Genomic DNA, 21,553 nt, shown 5'->3' with positions numbered 1-21,553 from the left:
ATCGACGCTCTCGACGCGCCGCGCTATGTCTGAGACTTCGATGCGTAAGGCCCTGATCCCGGTTCTCCTCGTGAGCGCGGCTTTCGCCGCTGCCGCCGCGTGCAGCGGGGATCGGCCGAAGCCCCGCACGCCGCGGCCGTCGCTCTTGGAAGGTGCAAAGTCCACGGCGGGATATCGCTCCCCCGCGGTGTGGCGCTACCACCCGCGCAGCGAGGCGCCCCTCGGCACTCGCTTCGACCTCCCGGATGGTCACATTCTCCTCGCGGGTGATCGCGGCGAGCGCTGGCTCGTGGACAAGCACGGCAACGCGAAAGCCGCTGCGCGCTTGGCGCCGGAGAAGCTCGTCAGCATTCTGCGACGCGGGGACAGCTGGGTCTTCGTCGGCCAGAGCGGAACCACCTACGAGTCGGAGCAGCCGCTGGGGCCCTTCGTGCGATCGAGCGCGCCGCTCGATCGCCTGGCGCGCCTCAGCGCAGCGGGCAGCGCCATCGCCGGCGTCGATTTCGCCGGTCGCATCCTGCAGAGCGCGGATGGCGGCGCGTCGTGGCAGACCGTGACCCCGGCCAAGACGCGATACGTCGACGTGGGCTTGCAGAAAGACGGCCACGGCTTGGCGCTCAGCGTTCCTGAAGCGCTGTGGACGACGAACGATTCCGGAGCCAGCTGGAAGAAGCTCGACGTTCCCCCCAGCGGCGCCTACGGGTTGCTCCAGGACAAGGACGGCGAGGCGGTGGTGCAAACCGCGCTCGGCGTCATGAAGTGGGATGGCAAGGGCCTCATCCGCCTCTCGCGCACCCCGACCCGTCACCGATTCCAGCTCACCAAGCGACCGCCTCGGGGTCCCGACGCCAGCGCGCTGGCAGAAGGTCGCGCCATCGTCCTCGACGGCCGCTACCTGGAAGTGGCCAAGGCGGAGGGCAAAGGAAAGAACGGCTGGGTCCTGTGGCAAGGACCGGCGGATGGCGCCATCCAGGAAGCGCCCCTGCTCGTGGCCAAGGACTGCCGCGCCCTGCGCCTCGCCGGCTTCGACAAGGAGCTGGCCCTCGCGTGCTCCCGGCGGAACGTGGGCTCCACACAGGAAATCGACCTGTATCTGTCCCACGACGGCGGCAAGAAGTGGCTGCGCGAGGGCTACGACGTCATCGGACGCATGAATCAGCTGGGTCTCGCCGTGGGGGCCGACGGCGCGCTGGTGGTGAGCGGGATCTGTCCGCCCTTCTCGCGGTCGCGGGGCTGCAGCAGCTACGGCGTGTACGCGCGCCGCAAGATCCCGCCGGACGCGGGAGCGAACCCGAAGGAGGCGCTCGCGGAGGCCGCGAAGGTGGCTCGGGAGAAGAAGCCCGATCGAGACGAGCCCCAGTCCGAAGGGTTCGAGCTGACCTTGTCGGCGACGCCGGCGCTGACGGGGTACGCCGCCGCCGTCGCGTTCTCCTTGGACGGACGCACGGCCTACGCCGTGGGCAAGCGCTCCAAGACGGGCGCCTACGCCGTGTACGTGTCGCGAGATCGAGGGCTGTCCTTCGAGGCTCACGAGGTGAGCCAGATCGAGGCGACGCAGAACTTCGAAGAGAGCGGCATGTTCGCCCGCCCGCCGTCCGGGTCCGGAGCCCAGGTGGTGTCCCTCAGCCCCGGGGACGACGGCACGGTCGCCATCGTCTTCCGCAACGGCAACGGCTGGACCCTGGCCATCACGGATCAAGATGGGAACCTGGTGCAGCTGTCGGAGCCGCCGCACGACATCAACTTGCTCGGCGCCGTCGGCTCCCGTGCTCTGGCCATCTCGACCGGGGTCGCCAGCGCCTGGGAGTCTCTCGACGGCGGTGCCACCTGGGAACCGATCGGGCGGTTACCGCTGCGGCTGTGCCGTGGCTCGAGCCGCTGCTCGGAGCAGGTGAGCTGCCATCCAGCCGGTTGTGTCATCGGCAACGAGCTCTCCCGCCTCGGGTGGCGAGGAGAGGCGGACGACGACCAAGGCGTCTTGGCGCCTCCGGATCGTCCCGCGCGGGATCTCTTCGATCGCAAGGTGCGCACGGCCTTCTCCTGCACGCTGGAAGAAGGCGCCTGGAAGCCGCTGTCCGGAGTGAGCCGCGCGCCTACGGCGGACCAAGCGGCCATCGGTAAGGTGGCCTGGTACTCGGTGGTGCGGGACGGCAATCACGCGAGCGCTCGTGTGCTCCATGGTGTGGGCGGCCAGCATCCCCAGGTCTCCAGCGTGGAGCTCATTCCTCCCGCCAAGAATCCGCAAGAGCACGCCTTGATGGTGTCCACGCAGGTGGAGGGCGGCGCTGCCTTGCGCTACCCCACGCCGGAAGCTTCGGGCAAGGCCCGCATCGCCAACGTGGAAGTGGCTTGGGACAACCTGCTCGAGGGCAAGGTGGTGCGGGCGCGCATCCCCGACGCCGGGCCCTACGTTCCCGGCGACTACTCCCGCGAGGGAGCCGGCGCCCAGTTCGCCAGCCCGGATCTGATCAGCATTGGCGAAGGCGGACTCTACCTTCGCGTGCATCGCTCGTCACACGACGACCAGGTGACCTACTTCGTGGATGGCAAGAGCGTCGCCACGGTCCCGCCCATCCAGTGGCCGTACTCCTCGCTGTCCGGTCGGCGCGCGGAGATGGCACGCATCGGTGGCACTCACGTGCCGCTGGCGATCTTCGACAACGGCGCCGTGGTGGTACGGGCCCGCCGAGAGGGCGCCGCCTGGGCCTTCGACGCCTACAGCACGGGGCTCACGGCGCCTGCAGCCTTCGGCCTCACGCAGGTGCGCGACATCGCTTACGACAAGAAGCGCTCGGGGCTGCAGCTCATGATCTTCGACGCGGACGGCCCGGCCGAGAGCGCCCTCTTGTATCCGTTCAATACCCACGGCCCGGCGGTGGACAAGCCCATCGCGATCCCGACCCAGAGGAACACGGGCAGCCAGCCCAAACGCTGCGGTGCGGTGACCAAGACCGACACTCCGCGGGTGGTCGTGCCCTACTCGGGAGGCACCCGGCACCCGATCATCGTCAGTGATCCGACGGAGCCGATGCGCGTGCTGCTCACCTCCCACGCGGTGATGCACGGCACGCCGAAGGAGCCCTGCGTCGCCGCCTTCGACGCCGAGGGACTGGTGCTGGACGCTTCGGACCAGAGCCCGCGTTGGGATCGCGCCATCTTGCTGCTCGACGACCTGGAGCACTCCTGGATGTTTCGCTCGAGTGACGAAGGCGACACCATCCAGTACCGCAGCATGAGCTGTCGCTTCGACCCCAGCGCCGAAGTGCCCTTCGAGGTGTACGGCGCGGCGGGGACTCTCGTTCAACGCGGCCAGTGAAACCCGGCCGGGTGGCCCGTCCGGCGGCGTGATAGCTTGCAGCTGCGGATGCTGCGCGCCTGCGAACGCTTCGGGCTTTCGGACGTGGGTCTCACGCTTCGCTTCGCGGTGGAGCGGGACGCGGGTGTCTACTACGCGAAGCTCGAGGGGGCGAGCTGGCACACGGGCCTCTTGCCCCAAGCACCGAACCCTCCGGGCGACTGGGTGTTCCTGTGTCTCATCCGCGCGGGAAGGGTGTGGGTCGCGCCCGACGGCTTCTGGCTCGAGAGCGGCGTACCGTTCGTCGTCACCGAACAGCACATCGTGGCGGCGGATCCCGATGGCTCGTGCTTTCGAAGCGAAATGCCGGTGCTCGAAGGCGTCGCGCTTCGAGTTCGTGCCGCCGACACGCGGCTGGACGCATCGCGCCCCAAGAACGTGACGGTAGACGCTTCGGTCCGGCAGGCGTTGGAGAACGCCGTGGACGTCCTCGCCGGGGATGCCGACACCGGCGAGACTCAGAGTCTGTTCCAACGGCTGCTCGACGCCTGCGCGGACACGGGCATTTTGACTCGGCACCTGCGCGTGGAGGCGGAGCGGCGCCGGCACTCCGCCCTTGAGCGCGCTCGAAAGGCGCTGTTCCCCATTCTGGAGACGCTCTTTCAGAGCCCCATGCTGGTGGACGCCATGTCCCGCGTGGGCACCACTGATCGTCAGGTTCGTCGTGACATCTTGCGCTTGCAGCGGGAGTACGGATTCTTCGACCGCGGTTGGCGCAACGCACTGAACCGCTGGCGCATCACGGCGGCGGTGCTGCTGCTGTCTTCGGACTCGCTCAGCAACGCCGAGGTCGCAGTGGCCGTGGGCTACGGCAGCCTGACGGCGATGGATCGCGCGTTCAAACGCGCGGGGCTACCCACGCCGCGCCAGGTTCGAGAGCAGCACCAGCAGAGCTTTCCCTGACGCGGGCCTCGGGCTTGGCGGACGGAAGCATCCGGGCTACGCCTCCTCTTCGATGATCCCCCGCTATACGCCCCGAGAATTCTCCGAGCTCTGGTCCGATCGCACCCGCTACCAGATATGGCTGGAAGTGGAGCTGGCCGCTTGCGAGGCGATGGAAGGCGCGGGGCTGGTGCCTGGAGGCACCGCATCCACCATTCGGGACAAGCACATCGCGCTCGACCCGGCCGCCATCGAGACCATAGAGCGCACCACGCGTCACGACGTGATCGCGTTCCTCACCCACGTGGAAGAGCTCGCGGGAGAGCCGGCGCGCTGGCTCCACCGCGGCATGACGTCGAGCGACGTGCTGGACACGAGCTTCGCAGTTCAGCTCACGCGCGCTGCGGACATGCTCCTGGAGCGCACGACCAAGCTCGAGGCGGCCCTCGAGCGCCGCGCCGTCGAGCACGTGAAGACGCCGCTCATCGGCCGCTCCCACGGCATCCACGCGGAGCCCGTCACCTTCGGCGTGGTGCTCGCGGGGCATCTGGCGGAGGTGCGCCGGGGGCGCAAGCGCCTCGAGTTGGCCAAGCAGGAGATCGCCGTCGGTAAGATCGCCGGGGCGGTGGGCACCTACGCGCACCTCGCTCCGGAGATCGAAGCGCGGGCGCTGTCCTCCCTGGGCCTGACGCCGGAGACGGTGTCGACTCAGATCGTGTCGCGGGATCGCCACGCGGCGTTCTTCTCGGCCCTGGCTTTGCTGGCGGCGGCCATCGAGCGCTTCGCCACCAACGTGCGGCACTGGCAGCGCACGGAGGTGGGCGAGGCGGAAGAGAAGTTCGCCAAGGGCCAGAAGGGCTCCAGCGCCATGCCCCACAAGCGCAACCCGGTGTTGAGCGAGAACCTGTGCGGTCTCGCGCGGGTGGTGCGCGCCGCTCTCACTCCAGCCCTCGAGAACGTGGCGCTGTGGCACGAGCGGGACATCTCACATTCCAGCGTGGAGCGCATGCTGGCGCCGGACGCGACGGCGACCCTGGGCTTCATGCTCGAGCGCGCCACCGGCATCGTGGACGGCCTGGTGGTGTACGCAGAGCGCATGCAGCAAAACCTCGGTCGCTCCGGCGGCCTGTTCTTCAGCGAAGGCGTTATGCTGTCGCTGGTGGAGAAGGGGCTGGCCCGTCAGAAAGCCTACGAGATGGTGCAGCGGAACGCGATGAAGGCATTCGCCGGCGAGGGAGACTTTCGCGCGCTCCTGGGCCAGGACGCGGACATTGCCCAGCTGCTCTCGAGCGACGAGCTCGACCGCTGTTTCGATCTGGATCACGCGCTGCGCTGGGCCGACACCATCGTGAAGCGCGCGATCGCATCCTGACCGGTTCTCGCCAATTACCGAAGTCAGAATCTCGAGAGCGTCAGCTTGGTGCGCGAGGCGGCCAGGCGGGGATCGACGGCCGCCTTGCCCGGCAGCTCCAGCGTCACGCGACCGCCGCCGTCCTTGCGATTGGCGATCCCGATGCTGCCGCCGTGTGCGTGGACGATCTCGCGACACAAGGCGTGACCCATGCCGCTGCCCCCGGACTTGGTGGTGAAGAACGGAGTGAAAGCGCTGGCCAGGGCTTCTTCGCTGAACCCCGAGCCGCGATCGCGAACTTCCATGCGCGTGACGCCGTCGGACGCGTCGTCGATGACGAGCTCCACGTCCGAAGGGGCGCTGCCGGCCTCCACGGCGTTCTTGAACAGATTGATGAGGACCTGCTCGATCTGAGTCGGGTCGAACCAACCCGAAACGCCGGCGGCCGCGGGGATGCGAGCCTCGGGATACAGGCTGCGCAGGTGTTCGAGGAACTTCTCGAGGTTCACCGCCTGCGCGTGCGGTGCGGGCAAGCGCGCCAAGCGCGCGTAGCCTTCGATGAACCCTTGCAGATGGCGGGCCCGCTCCCCGATGGTGTCGAAGGCGGCGTCGAGCTTGGCCGAGAGCTCCGGACGCCCGGCGAGCTTTCGCGCGGAATGCACCAGTGAAGCGATGGGCGCGAGGGAGTTGTTCACCTCGTGGCTCAGCACCCGCACCACGTTCTTCAACGTTTCTACCTCGCGCTGGGACACCTCCCGGGTCAGGTTCTGAACCACCAGCAGCGTCAGCTCGCGGTCGCCGACGTGGTGCGCTTGTCGACTGACACTGAAGGTCTCGTGACGATCGTCCACCACCAGCGTGATCAGGCGAGCGCTCTGCCCCAGGAGAGCCGAGGAAAGCGCGTTCGGCGCGCGCCCGACGAGACGAAGGAAGTTTTCGCCGCTGGGGTCGGCCCCTTCGAAGAACAGGTTGCGAGCGGTGGCGTTGGCGTAGGCGATGCGACCGTCCTCCTCGTACAAGAGCAGGGCGTCTGGAGTCAGATCCGCTGCGAGATCGGCCAAGGAAGCCTCGGCGGGCGCGTCCGGGGGGCGCCGCGCTGCGAGTAGGGCGGCGCCGAGCCCGGCGAATCCGCCGACGGCCAGCGCTTCGAACAGCGGTCGGTCGCCGCGCAGCAGCAGGCCGGCGGAGACGACGGACACGACCGCGGCGAGCGCGGCCGGGAACAGAGGACTCGACTCACGTTCGCTCATGGCAGGTCCGAGTGTAGAGTCCCCGTGACCGACCCTGCTACAGTGGCGCTCGGCGGATGGCGAAAGTCCTCGTTGTCGACGACCAGGAAGCGGTGCGCACCGCGCTCACGCTGCTGTTCGAGGTTCACGGCTTCGATGTCGTTGCCGTGTCCAACGGCGGGGCCGCTCTCGACGCCGTGGCCCACGAGGACGTGGGCGTCGTGATCCAGGACATGAACCTGGGGGAGAGCGCCACCAGCGGCGAGGACGGCGTCGCGCTGTTCCGCGAGATCCGGAGCCTGGACCCCGAGCTGCCGGTGATCCTGATCACGGCCTGGACCTCGCTTTCGACGGCGGTGGAGCTGGTGCGCGAAGGTGCCGCCGACTACTTGGGCAAGCCTTGGGACGACGACAAGCTGGTGCTGAGCGTGACCAACTTGATGCGTCTGCGAGAAGTGGGTCAGGAGAACGCGCGCCTGCGAGGGCGAGCAGCGCGACGTCGCGCCGAGGTGCGCGACGGACACGACCTGTGCGGCCTGGTGTACGAGAGCCCGGCGCTGCACGAGGCCGTGACCTTGGCCGTGCAGGTGGCCCGGGCGGACGTTCCGGTGCTGGTGACGGGACCGAACGGCGCCGGCAAGGAGAAGATCGCGGAGATCGTTCACGCGAACTCGCGGCGACGGGAGCAGCCGCTGATCAAGGTGAACGCCGGCGCGCTGCCGGAACAGCTGCTCGAGGCAGAGCTGTTCGGGGCGGAAGCCGGCGCGTTCACCGGAGCCACCAAGCTGCGCATCGGGCGCTTCGAAGCGGCCCACGGTGGAACGCTGTTCCTGGACGAGATTGGCAATCTTCCCCTCGCGGGTCAGATGAAGCTGCTCCGCGTGCTGCAGAGCGGGGAGTTCGAGCGCGTGGGGAGCTCCACCACGCGCAAGGTGGACGTGCGCGTGGTGAGCGCGACCAATGCAGACTTGCGCGCGGCCATCTCCGCGGGGACGTTCCGCGAGGACCTCTTCTTTCGCCTCAACGTGATCGAAGTGCGGGTGCCGCCTCTTCGTGAGCGGGTGGAGGACGTGCGCCCCTTGGCCGAGCACTTCCTTCGCCTCCACGGGGGGGACGCCGCGTTGGCGCCGGATGCAGTGGCTGCCCTGGAAGCGCACGACTGGCCAGGCAACGTGCGGGAGCTCGAAAACCGCATCCAACGGGCGCTGCTCGTGGGGCGTCCTCCGCTGCACGCTCGGGATCTGGACCTGCTCTCCGCCCCCGCGCAGGCGCCGCGGAGTGAACGGAGTCCCGAGGCGGATCCGCTCTCGGCGGCCGAGCGTGCGACCGTCGAGGCAGCACTCACGCGTGCTCGCGGCGTGGTGTCCCGGGCGGCGGCCGAGCTGGGCCTCAGCCGCCAGGCTCTGTACCGACGCATGGAGCGTCTCGGGATCGAGATCGAGCGACGCACCAGGAGCTGACTCACTGGACATCGACCTGCCGAGACGTCCAGGTCACGCCGCCGCGATTGTCCCGCACCACGAACCAGAGCGTCTGGGTCGCGCCGGACGCGCGCTTGCGCGCTGCCCACTCGTTCGAGGGCGACGCAGCGGTGCGGACGTCGAACTGGAACGTACCCTCCGTAGCGTAGTACTGCACGATCAGTTGTTCCTGGAACTCGTGGCCGACCTCGTCGGTGCCGGATTCCACGGAACCGGGTGCCACACTGACGCTCACGCGGTGACGTTCGCCACCGTCGCAGTCGTCGATGTGATTGGGATTGTTGCTGCAGGGCTTGGTTTGCTTGACCTCGCCGTCCGGCCAAGGCGCTCCGTCCCACGAAAGCTGGGCGATGATCGGGTTTGCGTTGCGATCCTGCGCGCGCACGAAGATGCGCTTCACGCTCACCGCCCAGCGCTCGTAGGGGAGGTCTTCCCCGCTGGCTTCGTCCTGGCAGCGGAAGGGCAAGGAACCGGAGACAGGCGTCAGGGTTCCCGGACAGGCTACGGTGACGACTCCGACGAGGGCATTCGCACGGCTTTCGGCCGGGATCGAGTCCAGGGCACCCGCGGGGATGGTGACGTCGATCTGGTCCAGACCGACGCCGCTCTGCGTGCCTCCGGCCTGCGCCAAACACCCGAGTGCCGAGGTGTCCTCCGGGTTCTGGCAGGTCATCCAGGCGTAGCTCACGGTGCGCCCGAAGGGTTCGTGAACCAAGGCCGTGAGGTGCACGGTCTCCCCCGGAGCGGCGTAGGGCGCGTCGGCGGAGACGGCCAGGAGGCGAAAGTCCGTGACGCGAGATCCGGGGTCGAACTCGGCGCCGCAGGCGGAGAGCAGGAGCAGGGCCGACAGTGCGATGCGTTTCATAGCTCACCTCGAATGCCCACGATGGGCAGCAGGGGAAGACCGGTGGCGTTGCCGGACCTCGAGTAGTTGAAGTTGTAGGAGCGACCTTCGACGTTCTTTCGGTTGTAGGCGTTCTGCACGTCGACGTACGCCGAGAGCTTCCATTCGGAGAACGTCCAGGTCTTCTCCACGCGGACGTCCAGGCGATGAAAGGCGTCGTCTCGCGCGGAGCTCGGGGCACCATCGATGGGCTGGTACGCGCCTGCATCGGAATCGAACACGGCGGCCGTCGGCGGCGTGTAGGGCTTGCCCGTCACGTAGCGAAAGCGCGCACCGAGCTCCCAGCCGCGGCCGAGCTTGTAGCTCGCCAGCGCACTCAAGATGTGAGTCTGATCCCAGTCGAAAAGGTGGTAGCGCTCGTTTCCATCGCGGCGCTCGCTGCGGGACAGCGTGTACGCCAGCCACCCGAAGAAGCGCCGGCCCGGCTTGTAGCGCAGCAAGATCTCCGTGCCGTAGGCGCGGCCGGTGCCGCTGTTGTCGTACTTGACGCCGCTCGGCGCGCGGGCGTCGGCGTGTTGTACCACCAGCCGCCTCATGTCCTTGTAGAAGCCGTCGACGGACAGCTCGACGTCGGGCGTCAGCTCCTGCTCGAAGCCGAGGCCATAGTGCAGGGCCCGCTCGTGGGACAGCGACGGCGTGCCGAAGGGGGCGAGCGTCTGGTGTGGCTGGGGCGCCTGATGAAAGAGTCCGACGCCGCCTTTGACGGTCGTGCGCGGAAAGCCGCGCTTCACGTCCCAGCGAGCGGCCAGACGTGGGCTCACCACCGTCTCTTCGATGTCGCTCGAGTGGTCGACGCGCACCCCTGGCAGCAGCTTGAGCGCGGCCGTGGGCGACAGCTCCGCCATCGCGTAGGCGGCGGGAGCGAACAACGCTCCCTTCACCCCGAGATCGTTCTCGGGCCGAGCGAAGAAGGGCCCCGGGCTCTCGCCGCCGTCCACCAGGGGCGGTCCCCGATAGCTGGCATCGACGGCCGTCCAGGTCGCGTCCAGCCCCGCCACCAGCGTCACGCCGTCGGCGACGCGACTCCTGAGGTCGGAGCGAACCGCCACCGGCTGGTAGGTGAGATCGAGATCGAAGCTCCCGGACTGGAAGCGCTGCTGATCGCGTCCCACGGACACCGTGTTGAGCCAGCGCGTGTCGTGGTCGAAGCGCGTGTCCGTCCGAAGCTGCAGGCGCTGGAAGCGCATGTGGGCTCCCAGGTCGCCACCGAAGCTCGGATCGCTGGCGTCCGGCGCGTTGACGACGATGCGCATGCGGTCGTCGGAGCCGAACAGCGTCAGCCGTGCGGTGGTGTTCTTGGAGACGTCGTGCTCCAAGACGGCCTGGTAGTCGTAGTACACCGGCGCCGTCGTGACTCCGACTTCGCCGCCCTCCTCGAGCACGCTGCCGATCCAGGCGTCGAGCCACGAGCGCCGCCCCGCGACGAGGAACCGGGTGTGCTCACCGAGCGGCGCCTCGACCATCAGTCGGGCGTCGATCAGGTCGACCTGGGCCAAGGCGTGAAGGCGATCCTTGCGCGGAGAGCGGATGCCGATGTCGACGATGCCGCCCAGGGCACGGCCGTACTCCGGGCCGAAGTTGCCCGGGTAGAAGTCGATGCGCTCCAGGAGCTCACTGGGCAACACGGAGTTGAAGTCGCCGAAGTGGTACGCCATCGGGATGGGCGTGCCGTCCACGAACACGGCGGTGTCCTCCGGTGCGGAGCCGCGCACCATCAGCATGCCGGCCCCCGCCGGCGGCCGCGCCACGCCCGGCATGCTCTCGAGGGAGCGGAGGGCGTCGCCGTTGGTTCCGGGCATCTTGAGGATCTCGCGCTGATCCACCGCCCGCCGGGTGACCTCCCGAGGCGCGCGCTCTCCGACGATCTCGACGTCCTCGACGGGGCCTGGACTCGCTGCCGGAGGTGGCTTGGGAGCTGGCGGCGCTTGCACCACCACCGCCGGCTTGTCCGGCGCGGCCGGCGGCGCTTGGTACTCGAAGTCGAAACGGAACGGGATGCGCGCGCTGATCGCCACGCCATCGCGGGTGGCCGGAGTGAAGCGAAGCTTCTTCGCCGCCTCCAAGGCTGCGGTGTCGAACTCGGTACCGGCGGAGCGGGTCACCGCGGCTTCGGTCACGGCGCCGCTGTCGTCTACGGTGAGCGTGAGCTCCACCGTCGCGTTCTCCTTCTTGGACGCCGGAAAGTCCGGAGTCGCGCGCTCCACGAGCTCCGGAGGCGTGACCTTCGGTTGCGCGTCGGCGGGATGGGCCGACAGCAGTAGCCAGCAGGCAAGAGCGTAGGGGAGTGCGCTCACCGCACGAAACGAACGGAACGACATCGAGACCTCTCGTGCTCGCGTGGTCGACACGACGGGTGCCGCAGTGCGAGCGTTGGCACGACGCTCAGCAAGCTCCGGGCCACGCGAACTTCCCGGCCAAAGTGAAGCGCCGGGGCGGACAGCTGTCCGGCGCCCGGACAGCTGTCCCCTGTCCGCTGTCCGGACGCGCCAAAACTACGGAGAAATGCGGGTCCTTGCCTTGGTACGGACGCTGCAATCGGGCCGGCGACCCTCGAACAAGGAGCTATTCGATGAACGTCGTCAACGGTGCCAAGGCCTTCATGCTCAACGTGGGCGCGGCCCCCATCATGTATCTGATGCTCGCTCTCAGTGTAGCGAGCATCGCCGTCATCGTGGAGCGCGGGTGGTACTTCTTCCGCGTTCGCGGCAACGTGGAAAAGCTCGCAATGGAGCTGGAAGTGCTGCTCTCGTCGCGAGGCGCCGAAGCCGCTCGACAGCACTTTCAGGCGTCCCGGTCCGCCGCAGCCCACGTCGTGGCAGCGGGTCTGGGCAAGGCCGGCCACGGAGTCTCCGTGGCGCGTGAAGCGATGAACGGCGCGAGGGCCATCCAGCGCGTTCGTCTCGAGCGGGGGTTGGCCTATCTCGGCACCCTCGGCAGCAACGCTCCCTTCGTCGGACTGCTCGGCACCGTCGTCGGTATCATCATGGCCTTCGAGGAGCTCGGCACCTCCAGCGTGGGCGCCGCGGCGTCTGGAGCGCTGATGTCCGCCATCGCCGAAGCGTTGGTCGCCACCGCCATCGGCTTGGCCGTGGCCATCCCGGCCATCGTCGCGTTCAACTACTTCCAGCGTCGGATCAAGGCCATCACGGCGGACAGCGACGCTCTCGCCAGCGTGCTCGTGACCTGGATCGAGGAGCAGCGGGTGATCCCGAGCGCGCCGCCCTCCGGGCGTCCGTCCTTGTGTCTGGCCCACCCGCGCCGCACGGCCTCGGGGGAGGTGTGAGATGGCGGCGCATCAGTCCGCGAACGACGACGAAATCGTCGCCGCCATCAACATGACGCCGCTGGTGGACATCGTCCTCGTGCTGCTCGTCATCTTCATGGTGACGGCCAAGGTCATCAGTGAGCAGAGCGTTCCCTTGGATCTGCCCAAGGCCGCCAGCGCGACCACGGTACAAACGGTGCTCACCGTGTCTCTGGATCAGCGCGGTCAGGTGTACGTGGACGGCCGCGCTCTCTCGGGGGACGCGGAGCTCCGCAGTGTGGCAAACAGCAAGAATCGGCAGAATCCGCAGCTCAGGACCGTGCTGCGCGCAGCGGGGAAAGCGAACCACGCCTCCGTGCTGCACGTCCTGGACGAGCTTCGACAGGCCGGCATCACTAGCATCGCCTTCGCGGCGGAGCCCGCTGCGGAGCCATGATGTCCCAGCGCGACGGCAATGTCGTCACTCGTTGGGTCGCGGGGAGCTTCATCGCGCTGGGCGCACACGCGGCCCTGGTGCTGGGGTTCCAGGCCCCCGAGCGTGTCCATGCAGCGCCGCTCCCGGTGACGGAGGTGGAGCTGTCACCACCCTCCGTTCCCGAGCGCCCTGCGCCGCCCAGGCCAGAGCCGGCGACTCCGCCCACGGCCCCGGAGTCCGTGAGCCACGTGGCGACGAGTCCCAAGGTCGTTGCTCGTGCCCAGAACGTGCTGGTCGCCAAGCCAGATCCCATCGCGCCGCCGGCGAACGAGCCGGTGGACTTCGTCACGGATCCGAACGGTCACGGATTTACCGGGAGTGTCGTGGCGCGTGGCGGGACGGGCCGCGGCGAGCCGGGCGCGCAGGCCTTGGCGCGCGGGCCCGCCTCGAGCGGACCCACGCTGCCGCCACCGCGCCCCAAGAGCGACATCACACCCCCCGCGGATCTCAGCCGTCGTCCCAGCATGGCAGGTGGCGGCTGCGGCGGGTACTACCCGCGACAGGCCGACGCCGATAGCGCCACCGTGACCGCGATCGTCGTGGTGGGACCCAGGGGCTCCGCGGAGCGTGTGTCCCTTGCCGGCGAGTCCCCGACGGGACAGGGCTTCGGTGCGGCTGCCCGTGCTTGCTTGCGTCAAAGTCGCTTCAACCCCGGGCTGAACAAGGCGGGCCGAGCGGTCAAGGCCGTCGCCACCGTGCGCGTGCGGTTCACGCGCTGATCTCGGAGCGCCGCCCCTCCAGATCCACGGCCAGGGTCTTGCCCAGCTCGTCCGCCGGGCCATCGCGCCGCGCCAGGAGCGAGGGGCCGTGGGTGTTCCACCAGTCGCGAGCCTCGTGGGGCGTCCAGCCCTGCACGCCTTCCAGGGCGAACAGCCGCTCGATCACGGCCAGCGCCGTCGGGGGCCGCTTCGCGGGATCTTTCTCCAGACACTCCAGCACCAGTCGCTCCAGCGCTTCCGGGATGGGGTTCGAAGCGTGGAGCGACGGGGGATCGGGATCCTGGGTCAAATGCTGGGCGCACACTTCCATCACCGACTTGCCTTCGAACACGTGGCGCCCGGTGAGCAGGTAGTAGGTCACCGCGCCGAGAGCGTACAAGTCGCTGCGACCGTCCACCGACTCGGGTGCCGTGATGGCCTCGGGAGCCATGTACAGCGGCGTACCCGTCAAGGAGCCGGCTTCCGTCATGCCTGCCTCCCCGAGCTCCTTCACCAGCCCGAAGTCGACCACCTTGGCGACGTCCGGCATGCCGCCCTGTTGGCACAGCACGATGTTCGCCGGCTTGATGTCGCGATGGATGAGCCCCACGCCGTGGGCCTCGGAGAGCGCCCCCGCCACGGACGCGATCACGTGCACCACTCGCGCGGTCGGCATCGCGCCGCCCAGCTCCACGATCTCGCCCAAGTCCGCACCTTCGAGCAGCTCCATCGCGTAGTAGAAGACGCCATCCGGCGTGCGTCCGTAGTCGTAGATGGTGACCGTGTTCGGATGGCTCAAGCGCGCGGTCTGCCGCACCTCGCGTTCGAAGCGCGCCACGTTGTCCGCGCCGGCTCGGTCCGGAGCCAGCAGCTTGATCGCCGTCGGTCGTCGAAGCAGCGCGTGGCGAGCGCGGTACACGGTTCCCATGCCCCCCTCGCCGAGCTTTTGCTCGAGCACGTACTGGCCGAGCCGGCGGGCCTCTCGAACGTTCTTCTGCAGTCCGTAGATGACCCGCGAAACCAGGGACGAGGCCGCAGTGAAGGCCAGCGTCCAGATGCTGGCAAAGCCCACCAGCGACTCGCGATCCCCGCTGCGCAAAGCGTAGCCGATGCTCACGATCACCGTCGCCAAGAGGCCGAGCACCAACGTTCGGGTGCCCCGGCTGGGGATGATGGCCGCGCGGGCCACGAGAGTGAGCGCGGTGGCGAGGATCGGTCCTTCGGTGATCGTGTCCGGAGGAATGGTACGCGCGATGGCGGCGACGCCCAGCAGCATGACCATCGTGGCCCCCGCTTCCACCGCGCCGAGCACTGCGGCGGAGTGGTCGCCGCGTCGGACGAACAGCCAGCCCAAGAGGAAGCACAGCGTGATGCTCCCGTGTACCAGGCTGCCGGCCTCGGTCAGCGACGCGGCACCGCGCTCGTTCAGGCCGGACGCCGTGTCGATCACGAAGAACACGGCCAGTACGATGAAAATGAAGCGCAAGAACAGCGCGACGCGCTGCTGCTGGAAAGCGCGCGCGTCCTCCGTGGAGCCCGCCGCAGCGCCGGACCAGAAGCCGTGCTCCCACACGGACGGTGTGCTCGAGGCCATCAGAACGCCTCCCCCAAGCTGACGTAGAGCCCCGTCTGGTCGCCCGCGTAGCCGAAGTCGACCGCCGCGTTCACGCGGCCCTTCGGGTCGAGCAGCACCCGCGCGCCGCCGCCGGCGGAGTACTTGAGGCCGTGCGAAAGAAAGTCGTCCACTTTTTCCGCGACGTCGCCCACGCCGCCGAAGGCCACTCCGCTCAAGATGCCGACGATCGGAAATCGATACTCCGTTTGAATCAGGCCCAAGAGCTCGTCGCGGTAACGTCCCTCGTAGTGCCCGCGAAGCTTGTTGCGGCCACCGAGCTGGGCGAGCTGATAGAACGGCGCGTCGCCGCTGCGAGCGTCGACGAACGCGTTCAACGCAATCACGTGCCCGGGTCCCGGGCTCAGGTACGTCCGGGCATCCAGGAGGTACGCTCCGAAATCGAACTGAGAGCCGAGCTCTCGGCGGTACGTCGTCGCCTTGGCCAGGACGTACACGCCCTGGGTGGCGTTGATGGTGTTGTCCCGCGAGTCGTAGGTGCCCGCGACGCCCACGCCCATGGATCGGCCGCCGGACGCCCCGGTCACCGCGTCCGACGCCAACAGGCCCCCGGGTTCACGCTCCCGGACTCGGGAGAACCAGACGTGCTTCACCACCCCGAAGTAGAGATGGTTCGCTGCGCGGACCATGGGGCGGAGCTCGTAGGAGAAGTCGTCGCTGCTGAAGTCTTCTGCGGCCGACAGCGGCGTATCGTTGCCAACACCATAGAACGTGTCCGGGAAACGCCGGAGCATGAGCTCCACGCCGACCAGCATCTGGTCGCGGAGCAAGTGGGCATCGAGCCCGCCTCCGAAGATCGCCTGCCCCTTAGTCGAGATCGCCGCGAGCGCCAAGAACGTGGTGTCGTGGGTCTTGGGCGTCTCGCTCTTCACGTAGCCGCCGGCCATGCCTCCGAGCACCAGCTCCGTTTCCGGCGCGTAGCTCAAGAGCGGCAGCGGCACGACGCCCCAAGATCCTGGCGGGTCCGGCTCGCCGTCGGCTTCCGCGGCGGCGCTCGCCCCACACCAAAGCAACAGCACGACGGCGGTCGCGCAAGCCGAGACAGGGAAGCCCACCTTGCCGAGGAGCGTAGGGTCCCGCGCTGTCGTCCGTCAACGTCAGCGACGGGGTTCGCGCCGCACCAACAAAAGAAGCCGCTCCTGCTGCCTTCCAGCAGATGATTGTCGCTCCGGCGCGGAAACGCCGCGGGCGCGCGGTCAGGCGCTCCGCCGCCCGCGGAGCAGCTTGCCGTCGAGGACGCCGGTGGGCTCGCCGCCTTCGAACGTCACCTTGCCGTTCTTGAGCGTGAGGTCGTAGCCCCGGGCGCGTTGGATCAGCCGTCGGCCTTCGGCGGGCAGGTCGTAGGCCATGCGCGGCGCCTCCAGCCGGAGCTTTTCGTGATCCACCACGTTGATGTCCGCCAAGAGGCCCGGCGCAAGCAGGCCGCGATCCGAAAGGCCGTACAGCGCGGCGGTCTTCGCCGTTTGCGTGTGGACCACGGTCTCGAGGGCGACCTTGCGACCGCGGGAGCGATCCCGCGCCCAGTGGGTGAGCAGATACGTCGGGATGCTGGCGTCGCAGATGGCGCCGCAGTGGGCGCCGCCGTCGGAGAGACCCAGGCAGGTGCGCGGGTGCTCGAGCAGCTCCGCCAGGTGATCCATGTTGCCGTGGGAGTAGTTGAAGATCGGAAAGTAGACGATGCCCCAGCCGTCCTTCTCCATCAGCCAGTCGTAGACCACGTCGCGAGGATTCTTGCCCTCGCGCTGGGCGATGGCGGCAGCGCTCTGGCTCGGATCCGGCTCGTACTCGGGATCGTCGCCCAGGCGGTACATCTTGTCGTAGCTCCGCACGATGAAGTCCTCGAACTCGCCGACGGAGAGCGGATCCTCGTTCACGATCTTCTGTCGCACCTCGGGCTTTCTGAGCTCTGCCAGGCGATCGGCGATGGGCATCCAGTGCAAGCCCATGTAGGTCGGGTGCACCAGGAAGGGATGCGCAGTTCCCGCCCAGCTCATCAGCACTCCGGCGGGGCGACCTGCGACCTGCGCGAAGAGCGGCTCCCCGGCGCGGGCTGCGGCCTCGAGCTCTTCGAGCACGTCCCGCCACAGCTCCGGCGCCGCGTCCGACTGCACCAGGTTGAAGCTCACCGGCAGGCCGAGCTCCCGCGCCATGCGGCGCATCCACGGGATCTCCTTGGGCATGTCGGTGTGGTTGCTGGTCATCTGGAACACGCCCGAGCCCCCGCGGCGCATGGCGCGTCCGATGCCGAAGAGCTCGTCTTCCGCCGCGAAGGTGCCGGGCACGAGCTCGCCGTCGATGCCCTTGTGGATCAGCGTACGAGAGGTGGAGAAGCCGAGGGCGCCGGCGCGGATGCCTTCTTCCACCAGGGCGGCCATCCGGGCGATGTCGTCTTCCGTGGCGGCTTCGTTCTTGGCGCCGCGCTGGCCCATCACGTAGCCGCGGAGCGCGCCGTGGGGGACCTGCGTGCCGATGTCGAGCACCCGCGCCTTCTTCTCGATGGCGTCCATGTACTCGGGGAAGGTCTCCCACTCCCACACCATGCCCTCGGTCATCGCGGCGCCGGGGATGTCCTCCACACCCTCCATCAATCCGAGCAGCCACTCGTGCTCGTCGGGCTTTGCCGGCGCGAAGCCCACGCCGCAGTTGCCCATCACCAGCGTGGTCACGCCGTGCCAGCTCGATGGCGTGACGAAGGGATCCCAGGTGACCTGGGCGTCGTAGTGGGTGTGCACGTCTACCCAGCCGGGCAGCACCAGCTTGCCGCGCGCGTCGATCTCACGGCGACCGCTGCCGACGCTGCCAATCTGCGTGATGGTCGCGCCGTTCACCGCAACGTCTCCCTCGAAGGCCGGGCGTCCGCTGCCGTCCACGATGGTTCCACCCTTGATCACCACGTCGTGCATCTCTTCCTCCTCAACGAATCAAAAGCGCCACTGCGGCGACCATGAGCACCAAGAACACCACGATGCGAAAGCGGTGCTCGTCCACCTTGCGGTGCAGGACTTCTCCCACCCAGATACCGAGAGGCACCGCGGGCAGCACCCACAGCACGCTCTCGAGCACGGCCTTGTCCAGGCGGCCTACCCGCGCGTAGGCCACGCACAGGAGGGAGTTGAGCACCAGCCACACGGTGGTGACCGTGCTGCGAAACACGTGCTTGGAAAGACCGCTGCGGCCGATGGCGTAGACCAGGAGCGGGCCGCCGGTGGCATACAGCCCGTGGATCATGCCGGCGCCGAGCAGCGAGGCGCGGCCCACCCACTTGGAGGGCGGAGCGTGATTCGCCCCCGGGCGAAACTGCCGCGCGAGCTCCCGCACGGACAGCCCCAGCACCATCAGCGCGAAGGCGGTGCGCAGCCAGGGTGCGTCCAGGTTGCCGAACAGCGTCAGCGTGAAGATGGCGCCGGCGCCCATCAGCGGCAGCACGCTGCCGAGCAGGAGCTTCCAGTCGATGCCATCGCGGTGGCGCAGCACGATGTAGGCGTTTTGCACCAAAGAGAGCGGCACCGCGATGGACAGCACGTGCTCCAGGGAGAACAAGTGCGCGCCCAGCGTCACGCACAGGATCATGCTGCCGAAGCCCGTCGTGGTCTGTACCGCGTAGGCCGCCAGCACGATCACGGCGAAGGCGAACAGCGGCAGCGTCACGCGCCGGCTCCGAGCAGCATACGGGTCACGCCCAAGAGCGCCGTCTGCCGAGCGGCGGCGTCGTCCAGGGCTTCCGGGGCTGCCTCGAAGTGGCGGTGAACGGCGAACCAGGTCAGCGTTTCACTGACCATGCGCGCCGCCGCCGTCGCGTCCGGCTGCGGCGCGAAGGCGCCGCTCTTCACGCGCAGCTCGATCCAGCGTGCGAGGCGCCGGTTCAGGCGTCGACGACCCTGGGTGAACCACGCTTCTGCCAGATCCGGAACGTCCCGTGCCGCCGTGGCGATCAACTTGATGCGCACGCGGCCCTCGTACAGCGTGTCGTAGATCTCCGTCAGCACGGCGTGCACTTCCTGAGCCACGTCCGCCGGAGTCTCGACCTTGAGCGCCGCCGTCAGGGTAGGGAAGCGGCCGTGCTCGCGAATGCGGGCCTGCACCAGCTCACGGGTGGCACCAGGGACCGGCGTCTTTACGGGGAGGTCGCTGGGCTCCGCCAGGGGCGCGCTCTGGTCCGCGTGGCGCAGCGCCAGGTCGAACAAGGCTTCCTTGCTCTCCACGTAGAGGTACACGGTGCCTTTGGCCACGCCCAGGGCGCGCGCCACGTCGTCGATCTGCGTCCGCGCGAAGCCGCCGGATTCGATGAACACGCGGGTGGCGGTGGCCACCAGGCGGTCGAAGCGGTCTGCGGGGCGCTTGCGCGACATGGTCGCGGACTATAACTGACCGAACGGGTCAGTCAAGAAGGATTCGCGAGGCGATCCGCCAGAAATCCGGTAAAACCCCTCGCTCATGTGGCTTGGGCGGCGAATTGCGGTGGTGATCCCGGCGTTTGGTGAGGAACGCTTGATTGGCCGGACCCTCGCGTCGTTGCCGGACTTCGTCGATCACGCGGTGGTGGTGGACGACGCCAGCCCGGACCGAACCGCGGACGCCGTTCGGTGTTGCTCCGACCCTCGGGTCGAGCTGGTGCGCCACTCGGAAAATCGCGGAGTGGGCGCCGCCATCGCCACTGGCTACGGGGTGGCCCTGCGCCACGGAGCCGACGTGATGGCGGTGATGGCCGGCGACGCCCAGATGGACCCCGCGGATCTGCCGGCAGTGATTGATCCCGTGGCTCGGGGAGACGCCGACTACGTCAAGGGCAACCGTTTCCTGCACCCGGAAGCCCACCGCATGCCGGTGCTGCGAAGGATGGGCAGCGGGGCGCTGGCGGTACTGACTCGGGCTGCCACGGGCCTGTCGGTCGACGATACCCAGTGCGGCTACACCGCCCTCGGCCGGAGCGCTGCCCAGGACTTGCCGCTGGACGAGCTGTGGCCGCGCTTCGGCTACCCCAATGATCTGCTCGGTCTGCTCGCGTCTCGCGGCAGGGTGGTGAAGGAAGTGGCGGTACGTCCGGTGTACGCTGGCGAAAAGAGCGGCCTCAGGCCGTGGCACGTGGCGCAGATCGCCGGCGTCATCCTTCGGCGCTGGTCGCGGGAACGCCCTGAGGCGTTTGCCAGCTCGCGCCTCTCGCTGTAGACCGGCGCCGTGACGCGAAGGCGTATCGTCGCACTGGTGATCGGGGCGGTCGTGTTGCTGCCCGCCGGCTGGTTCGCCTGGGCGTGGGCCACGTACCCGAGCGACAAAACCCCCCAAGGCGCCTACCTCCGCGTGATGAGCGCGGTGAATCGCGGTCAGCCCGAGGCCTTCTTCGCCTACGTCGAGACGCCCGCTCAGCACGCCTGCTACACCATCGCGCGCTATCGCAAGCAGGCGCGGGAGCGGGTGCTCCAGGCGTATCCGGAACCGGAGCGCACGCGCCTGGCGAACGCCTACGCGGCGGAAGCGGCAGCGCCCGACGGCGCCGACGTATTCGCGATCTACGCTCGCCGCCTCGGTTGGCTCGACCGCTTGCGGCGCGACATGAGCGGCATCGCCAAGGTGGAGATCGAGGGCGAGCGCGCCACGGTGGAAACCGCGCGGGGCACGCGCTACCCGTTCCGCCGCCGTGACAACGGCATCTGGGGTCTGACGCTGTTCACCGCCACGCTGGTGAACGAGGCCCAGAAGGCCGCGCGCGACGCCGCCGTCATCGAACAAGCGGCGGGCGACTACGAACGCGTGAAGAAGCAGCCGAAGCGCGACGCCGGCGCGCCTTGATCAGGGCTTCCGGTTCTTCACGTCGTCGTAGCGCTGTCCTTCGGGAGCGCCGTGCTCGATGGGCAAGCCGAGCTTGGAGTATCCCGGCGTCGCGCGACCGAAGTGATCCCGCGTTCCTTCCCACCCGGGGAGCAGATCCGCGACGTCGTCGTAGCCCACGCTGAGCAGCATCTCCGCGGCGCGGCGGGAGCGTCCGCCGGAGCGACAGCCGATGATGAGCTTCTCGTCCTTGCCGAAGCAGCGCTGCATCACGTCCATGAACTCGGGGTTGGGCGTCATGCCGGCCGGGCCCATGTGCAGCAGGGGCACGTTCAAGGAGCCCGGCACGTGGCCGGCTTCGAACTCGGGCTGGCTGCGAACATCCACGTAGACGTAGCCGTCCTTCAGCATTTCGACGACCTCGTGAGGCGTCACACCCTTGATCTCGGCCACTCGACTCTCCTCCTCCCGAAATGGGGCGCGAAACTTAACGCTCCGCGCCCCCGGGCGCCAG

18 protein-coding genes are annotated in these 21,553 nt (G+C 68.5%); 9 read left to right on the top strand and 9 right to left on the bottom strand.

Annotated features, from left to right (window positions below):
- Nucleotides 1-40 precede the first annotated feature (40 nt).
- From H6717_17970 to H6717_17960, 3 genes are read left to right on the top strand one after another with little or no spacing between them, the layout of a single operon-like run.
- Complete coding sequence (locus H6717_17970; GenBank protein ID MCB9578921.1) at nt 41-3,316, top strand: hypothetical protein; 3,276 nt, start codon at nt 41-43, stop codon at nt 3,314-3,316.
- Between the two features lie 48 nt (nt 3,317-3,364).
- Nucleotides 3,365-4,258 carry a helix-turn-helix transcriptional regulator gene (locus tag H6717_17965; protein ID MCB9578920.1) on the top strand — a complete coding sequence of 298 codons (894 nt, stop codon included), beginning with the start codon at nt 3,365-3,367 and terminating at the stop codon, nt 4,256-4,258.
- A gap of 52 nt (nt 4,259-4,310) precedes the next feature.
- A complete protein-coding gene (locus H6717_17960) occupies nt 4,311-5,609 on the top strand; it encodes an adenylosuccinate lyase (GenBank protein MCB9578919.1) in 1,299 nt (432 codons plus the stop codon).
- 23 nt (nt 5,610-5,632) lie between these two features.
- Here H6717_17960 and H6717_17955 read toward each other — a convergent pair whose 3' ends face one another.
- Entirely contained in the window at nt 5,633-6,838 is a 1,206-nt protein-coding gene (locus H6717_17955) for an ATP-binding protein (protein MCB9578918.1), read from the bottom strand.
- A 56-nt stretch (nt 6,839-6,894) separates the two neighbouring features.
- On the opposite strand from H6717_17955, the gene H6717_17950 reads away from it, so the two are divergent.
- Nucleotides 6,895-8,277 carry a sigma-54-dependent Fis family transcriptional regulator gene (locus H6717_17950; GenBank protein ID MCB9578917.1) on the top strand — a complete coding sequence of 461 codons (1,383 nt, stop codon included), beginning with the start codon at nt 6,895-6,897 and terminating at the stop codon, nt 8,275-8,277.
- A 1-nt stretch (nt 8,278) separates the two neighbouring features.
- Here the strand turns inward: H6717_17950 and H6717_17945 are convergent, their stop codons facing one another.
- Nucleotides 8,279-9,163 (bottom strand): hypothetical protein, encoded by an 885-nt coding sequence (locus H6717_17945; GenBank protein ID MCB9578916.1) that lies wholly within the window; start codon nt 9,161-9,163, stop codon nt 8,279-8,281.
- Nucleotides 9,160-11,520 (bottom strand): TonB-dependent receptor, encoded by a 2,361-nt coding sequence (locus H6717_17940; GenBank protein MCB9578915.1) that lies wholly within the window; start codon nt 11,518-11,520, stop codon nt 9,160-9,162. Before H6717_17940 ends, H6717_17945 begins: the two co-directional genes overlap by 4 nt.
- Before the next feature lie 251 nt (nt 11,521-11,771).
- Between H6717_17940 and H6717_17935 the strand changes: the two genes are divergently transcribed.
- The 3 genes from H6717_17935 to H6717_17925 are packed head-to-tail and all read left to right on the top strand — an operon-like array spanning nt 11,772 to nt 13,661.
- Nucleotides 11,772-12,485 (top strand): MotA/TolQ/ExbB proton channel family protein, encoded by a 714-nt coding sequence (locus tag H6717_17935; GenBank protein ID MCB9578914.1) that lies wholly within the window; start codon nt 11,772-11,774, stop codon nt 12,483-12,485.
- Between the two features lies 1 nt (nt 12,486).
- Complete coding sequence (locus tag H6717_17930; protein MCB9578913.1) at nt 12,487-12,903, top strand: biopolymer transporter ExbD; 417 nt, start codon at nt 12,487-12,489, stop codon at nt 12,901-12,903.
- Nucleotides 12,903-13,661, top strand: a complete 759-nt coding sequence (locus tag H6717_17925; GenBank protein MCB9578912.1) for an energy transducer TonB — start codon at nt 12,903-12,905, stop codon at nt 13,659-13,661. The genes H6717_17930 and H6717_17925 overlap by 1 nt, the downstream gene beginning before the upstream one ends.
- On the opposite strand, the gene H6717_17920 is transcribed toward H6717_17925, so the two are convergent.
- The 5 genes from H6717_17920 to H6717_17900 form a co-directional block, all read right to left on the bottom strand.
- Nucleotides 13,651-15,234 carry a serine/threonine protein kinase gene (locus H6717_17920; GenBank protein ID MCB9578911.1) on the bottom strand — a complete coding sequence of 528 codons (1,584 nt, stop codon included), beginning with the start codon at nt 15,232-15,234 and terminating at the stop codon, nt 13,651-13,653. The genes H6717_17925 and H6717_17920 overlap by 11 nt on opposite strands.
- On the bottom strand, nt 15,234-16,328 hold the full coding sequence (locus H6717_17915; protein MCB9578910.1) for a BamA/TamA family outer membrane protein: 1,095 nt from the start codon (nt 16,326-16,328) through the stop codon (nt 15,234-15,236). The genes H6717_17920 and H6717_17915 overlap by 1 nt, the downstream gene beginning before the upstream one ends.
- 141 nt (nt 16,329-16,469) lie before the next feature.
- On the bottom strand, nt 16,470-18,176 hold the full coding sequence (locus H6717_17910) for an amidohydrolase family protein (GenBank protein ID MCB9578909.1): 1,707 nt from the start codon (nt 18,174-18,176) through the stop codon (nt 16,470-16,472).
- A gap of 10 nt (nt 18,177-18,186) precedes the next feature.
- Nucleotides 18,187-18,921 (bottom strand): sulfite exporter TauE/SafE family protein, encoded by a 735-nt coding sequence (locus H6717_17905; GenBank protein MCB9578908.1) that lies wholly within the window; start codon nt 18,919-18,921, stop codon nt 18,187-18,189.
- Nucleotides 18,918-19,622, bottom strand: coding sequence for a TetR/AcrR family transcriptional regulator (locus tag H6717_17900; protein ID MCB9578907.1), 705 nt, complete (start codon nt 19,620-19,622; stop codon nt 18,918-18,920). The genes H6717_17905 and H6717_17900 overlap by 4 nt, the downstream gene beginning before the upstream one ends.
- Before the next feature lie 85 nt (nt 19,623-19,707).
- Between H6717_17900 and H6717_17895 the strand changes: the two genes are divergently transcribed.
- Nucleotides 19,708-20,439, top strand: a complete 732-nt coding sequence (locus tag H6717_17895) for a glycosyltransferase family 2 protein (GenBank protein MCB9578906.1) — start codon at nt 19,708-19,710, stop codon at nt 20,437-20,439.
- 9 nt (nt 20,440-20,448) lie between these two features.
- Nucleotides 20,449-21,060 carry a hypothetical protein gene (locus H6717_17890; protein MCB9578905.1) on the top strand — a complete coding sequence of 204 codons (612 nt, stop codon included), beginning with the start codon at nt 20,449-20,451 and terminating at the stop codon, nt 21,058-21,060.
- Here the strand turns inward: H6717_17890 and H6717_17885 are convergent, their stop codons facing one another.
- On the bottom strand, nt 21,061-21,492 hold the full coding sequence (locus H6717_17885; protein MCB9578904.1) for a rhodanese-like domain-containing protein: 432 nt from the start codon (nt 21,490-21,492) through the stop codon (nt 21,061-21,063). It lies immediately after the preceding gene.
- Between the last annotated feature and the right edge of the window lie 61 nt (nt 21,493-21,553).

The sequence above is a fragment of the Polyangiaceae bacterium genome, assembly GCA_020633235.1.
Lineage (GTDB): Bacteria > Myxococcota_A > Polyangia > Polyangiales > Polyangiaceae > JACKEA01.
The sequence above is the reverse complement of the archived record's forward strand: the minus strand, read 5'-3'. Positions and strand labels throughout refer to the sequence as shown.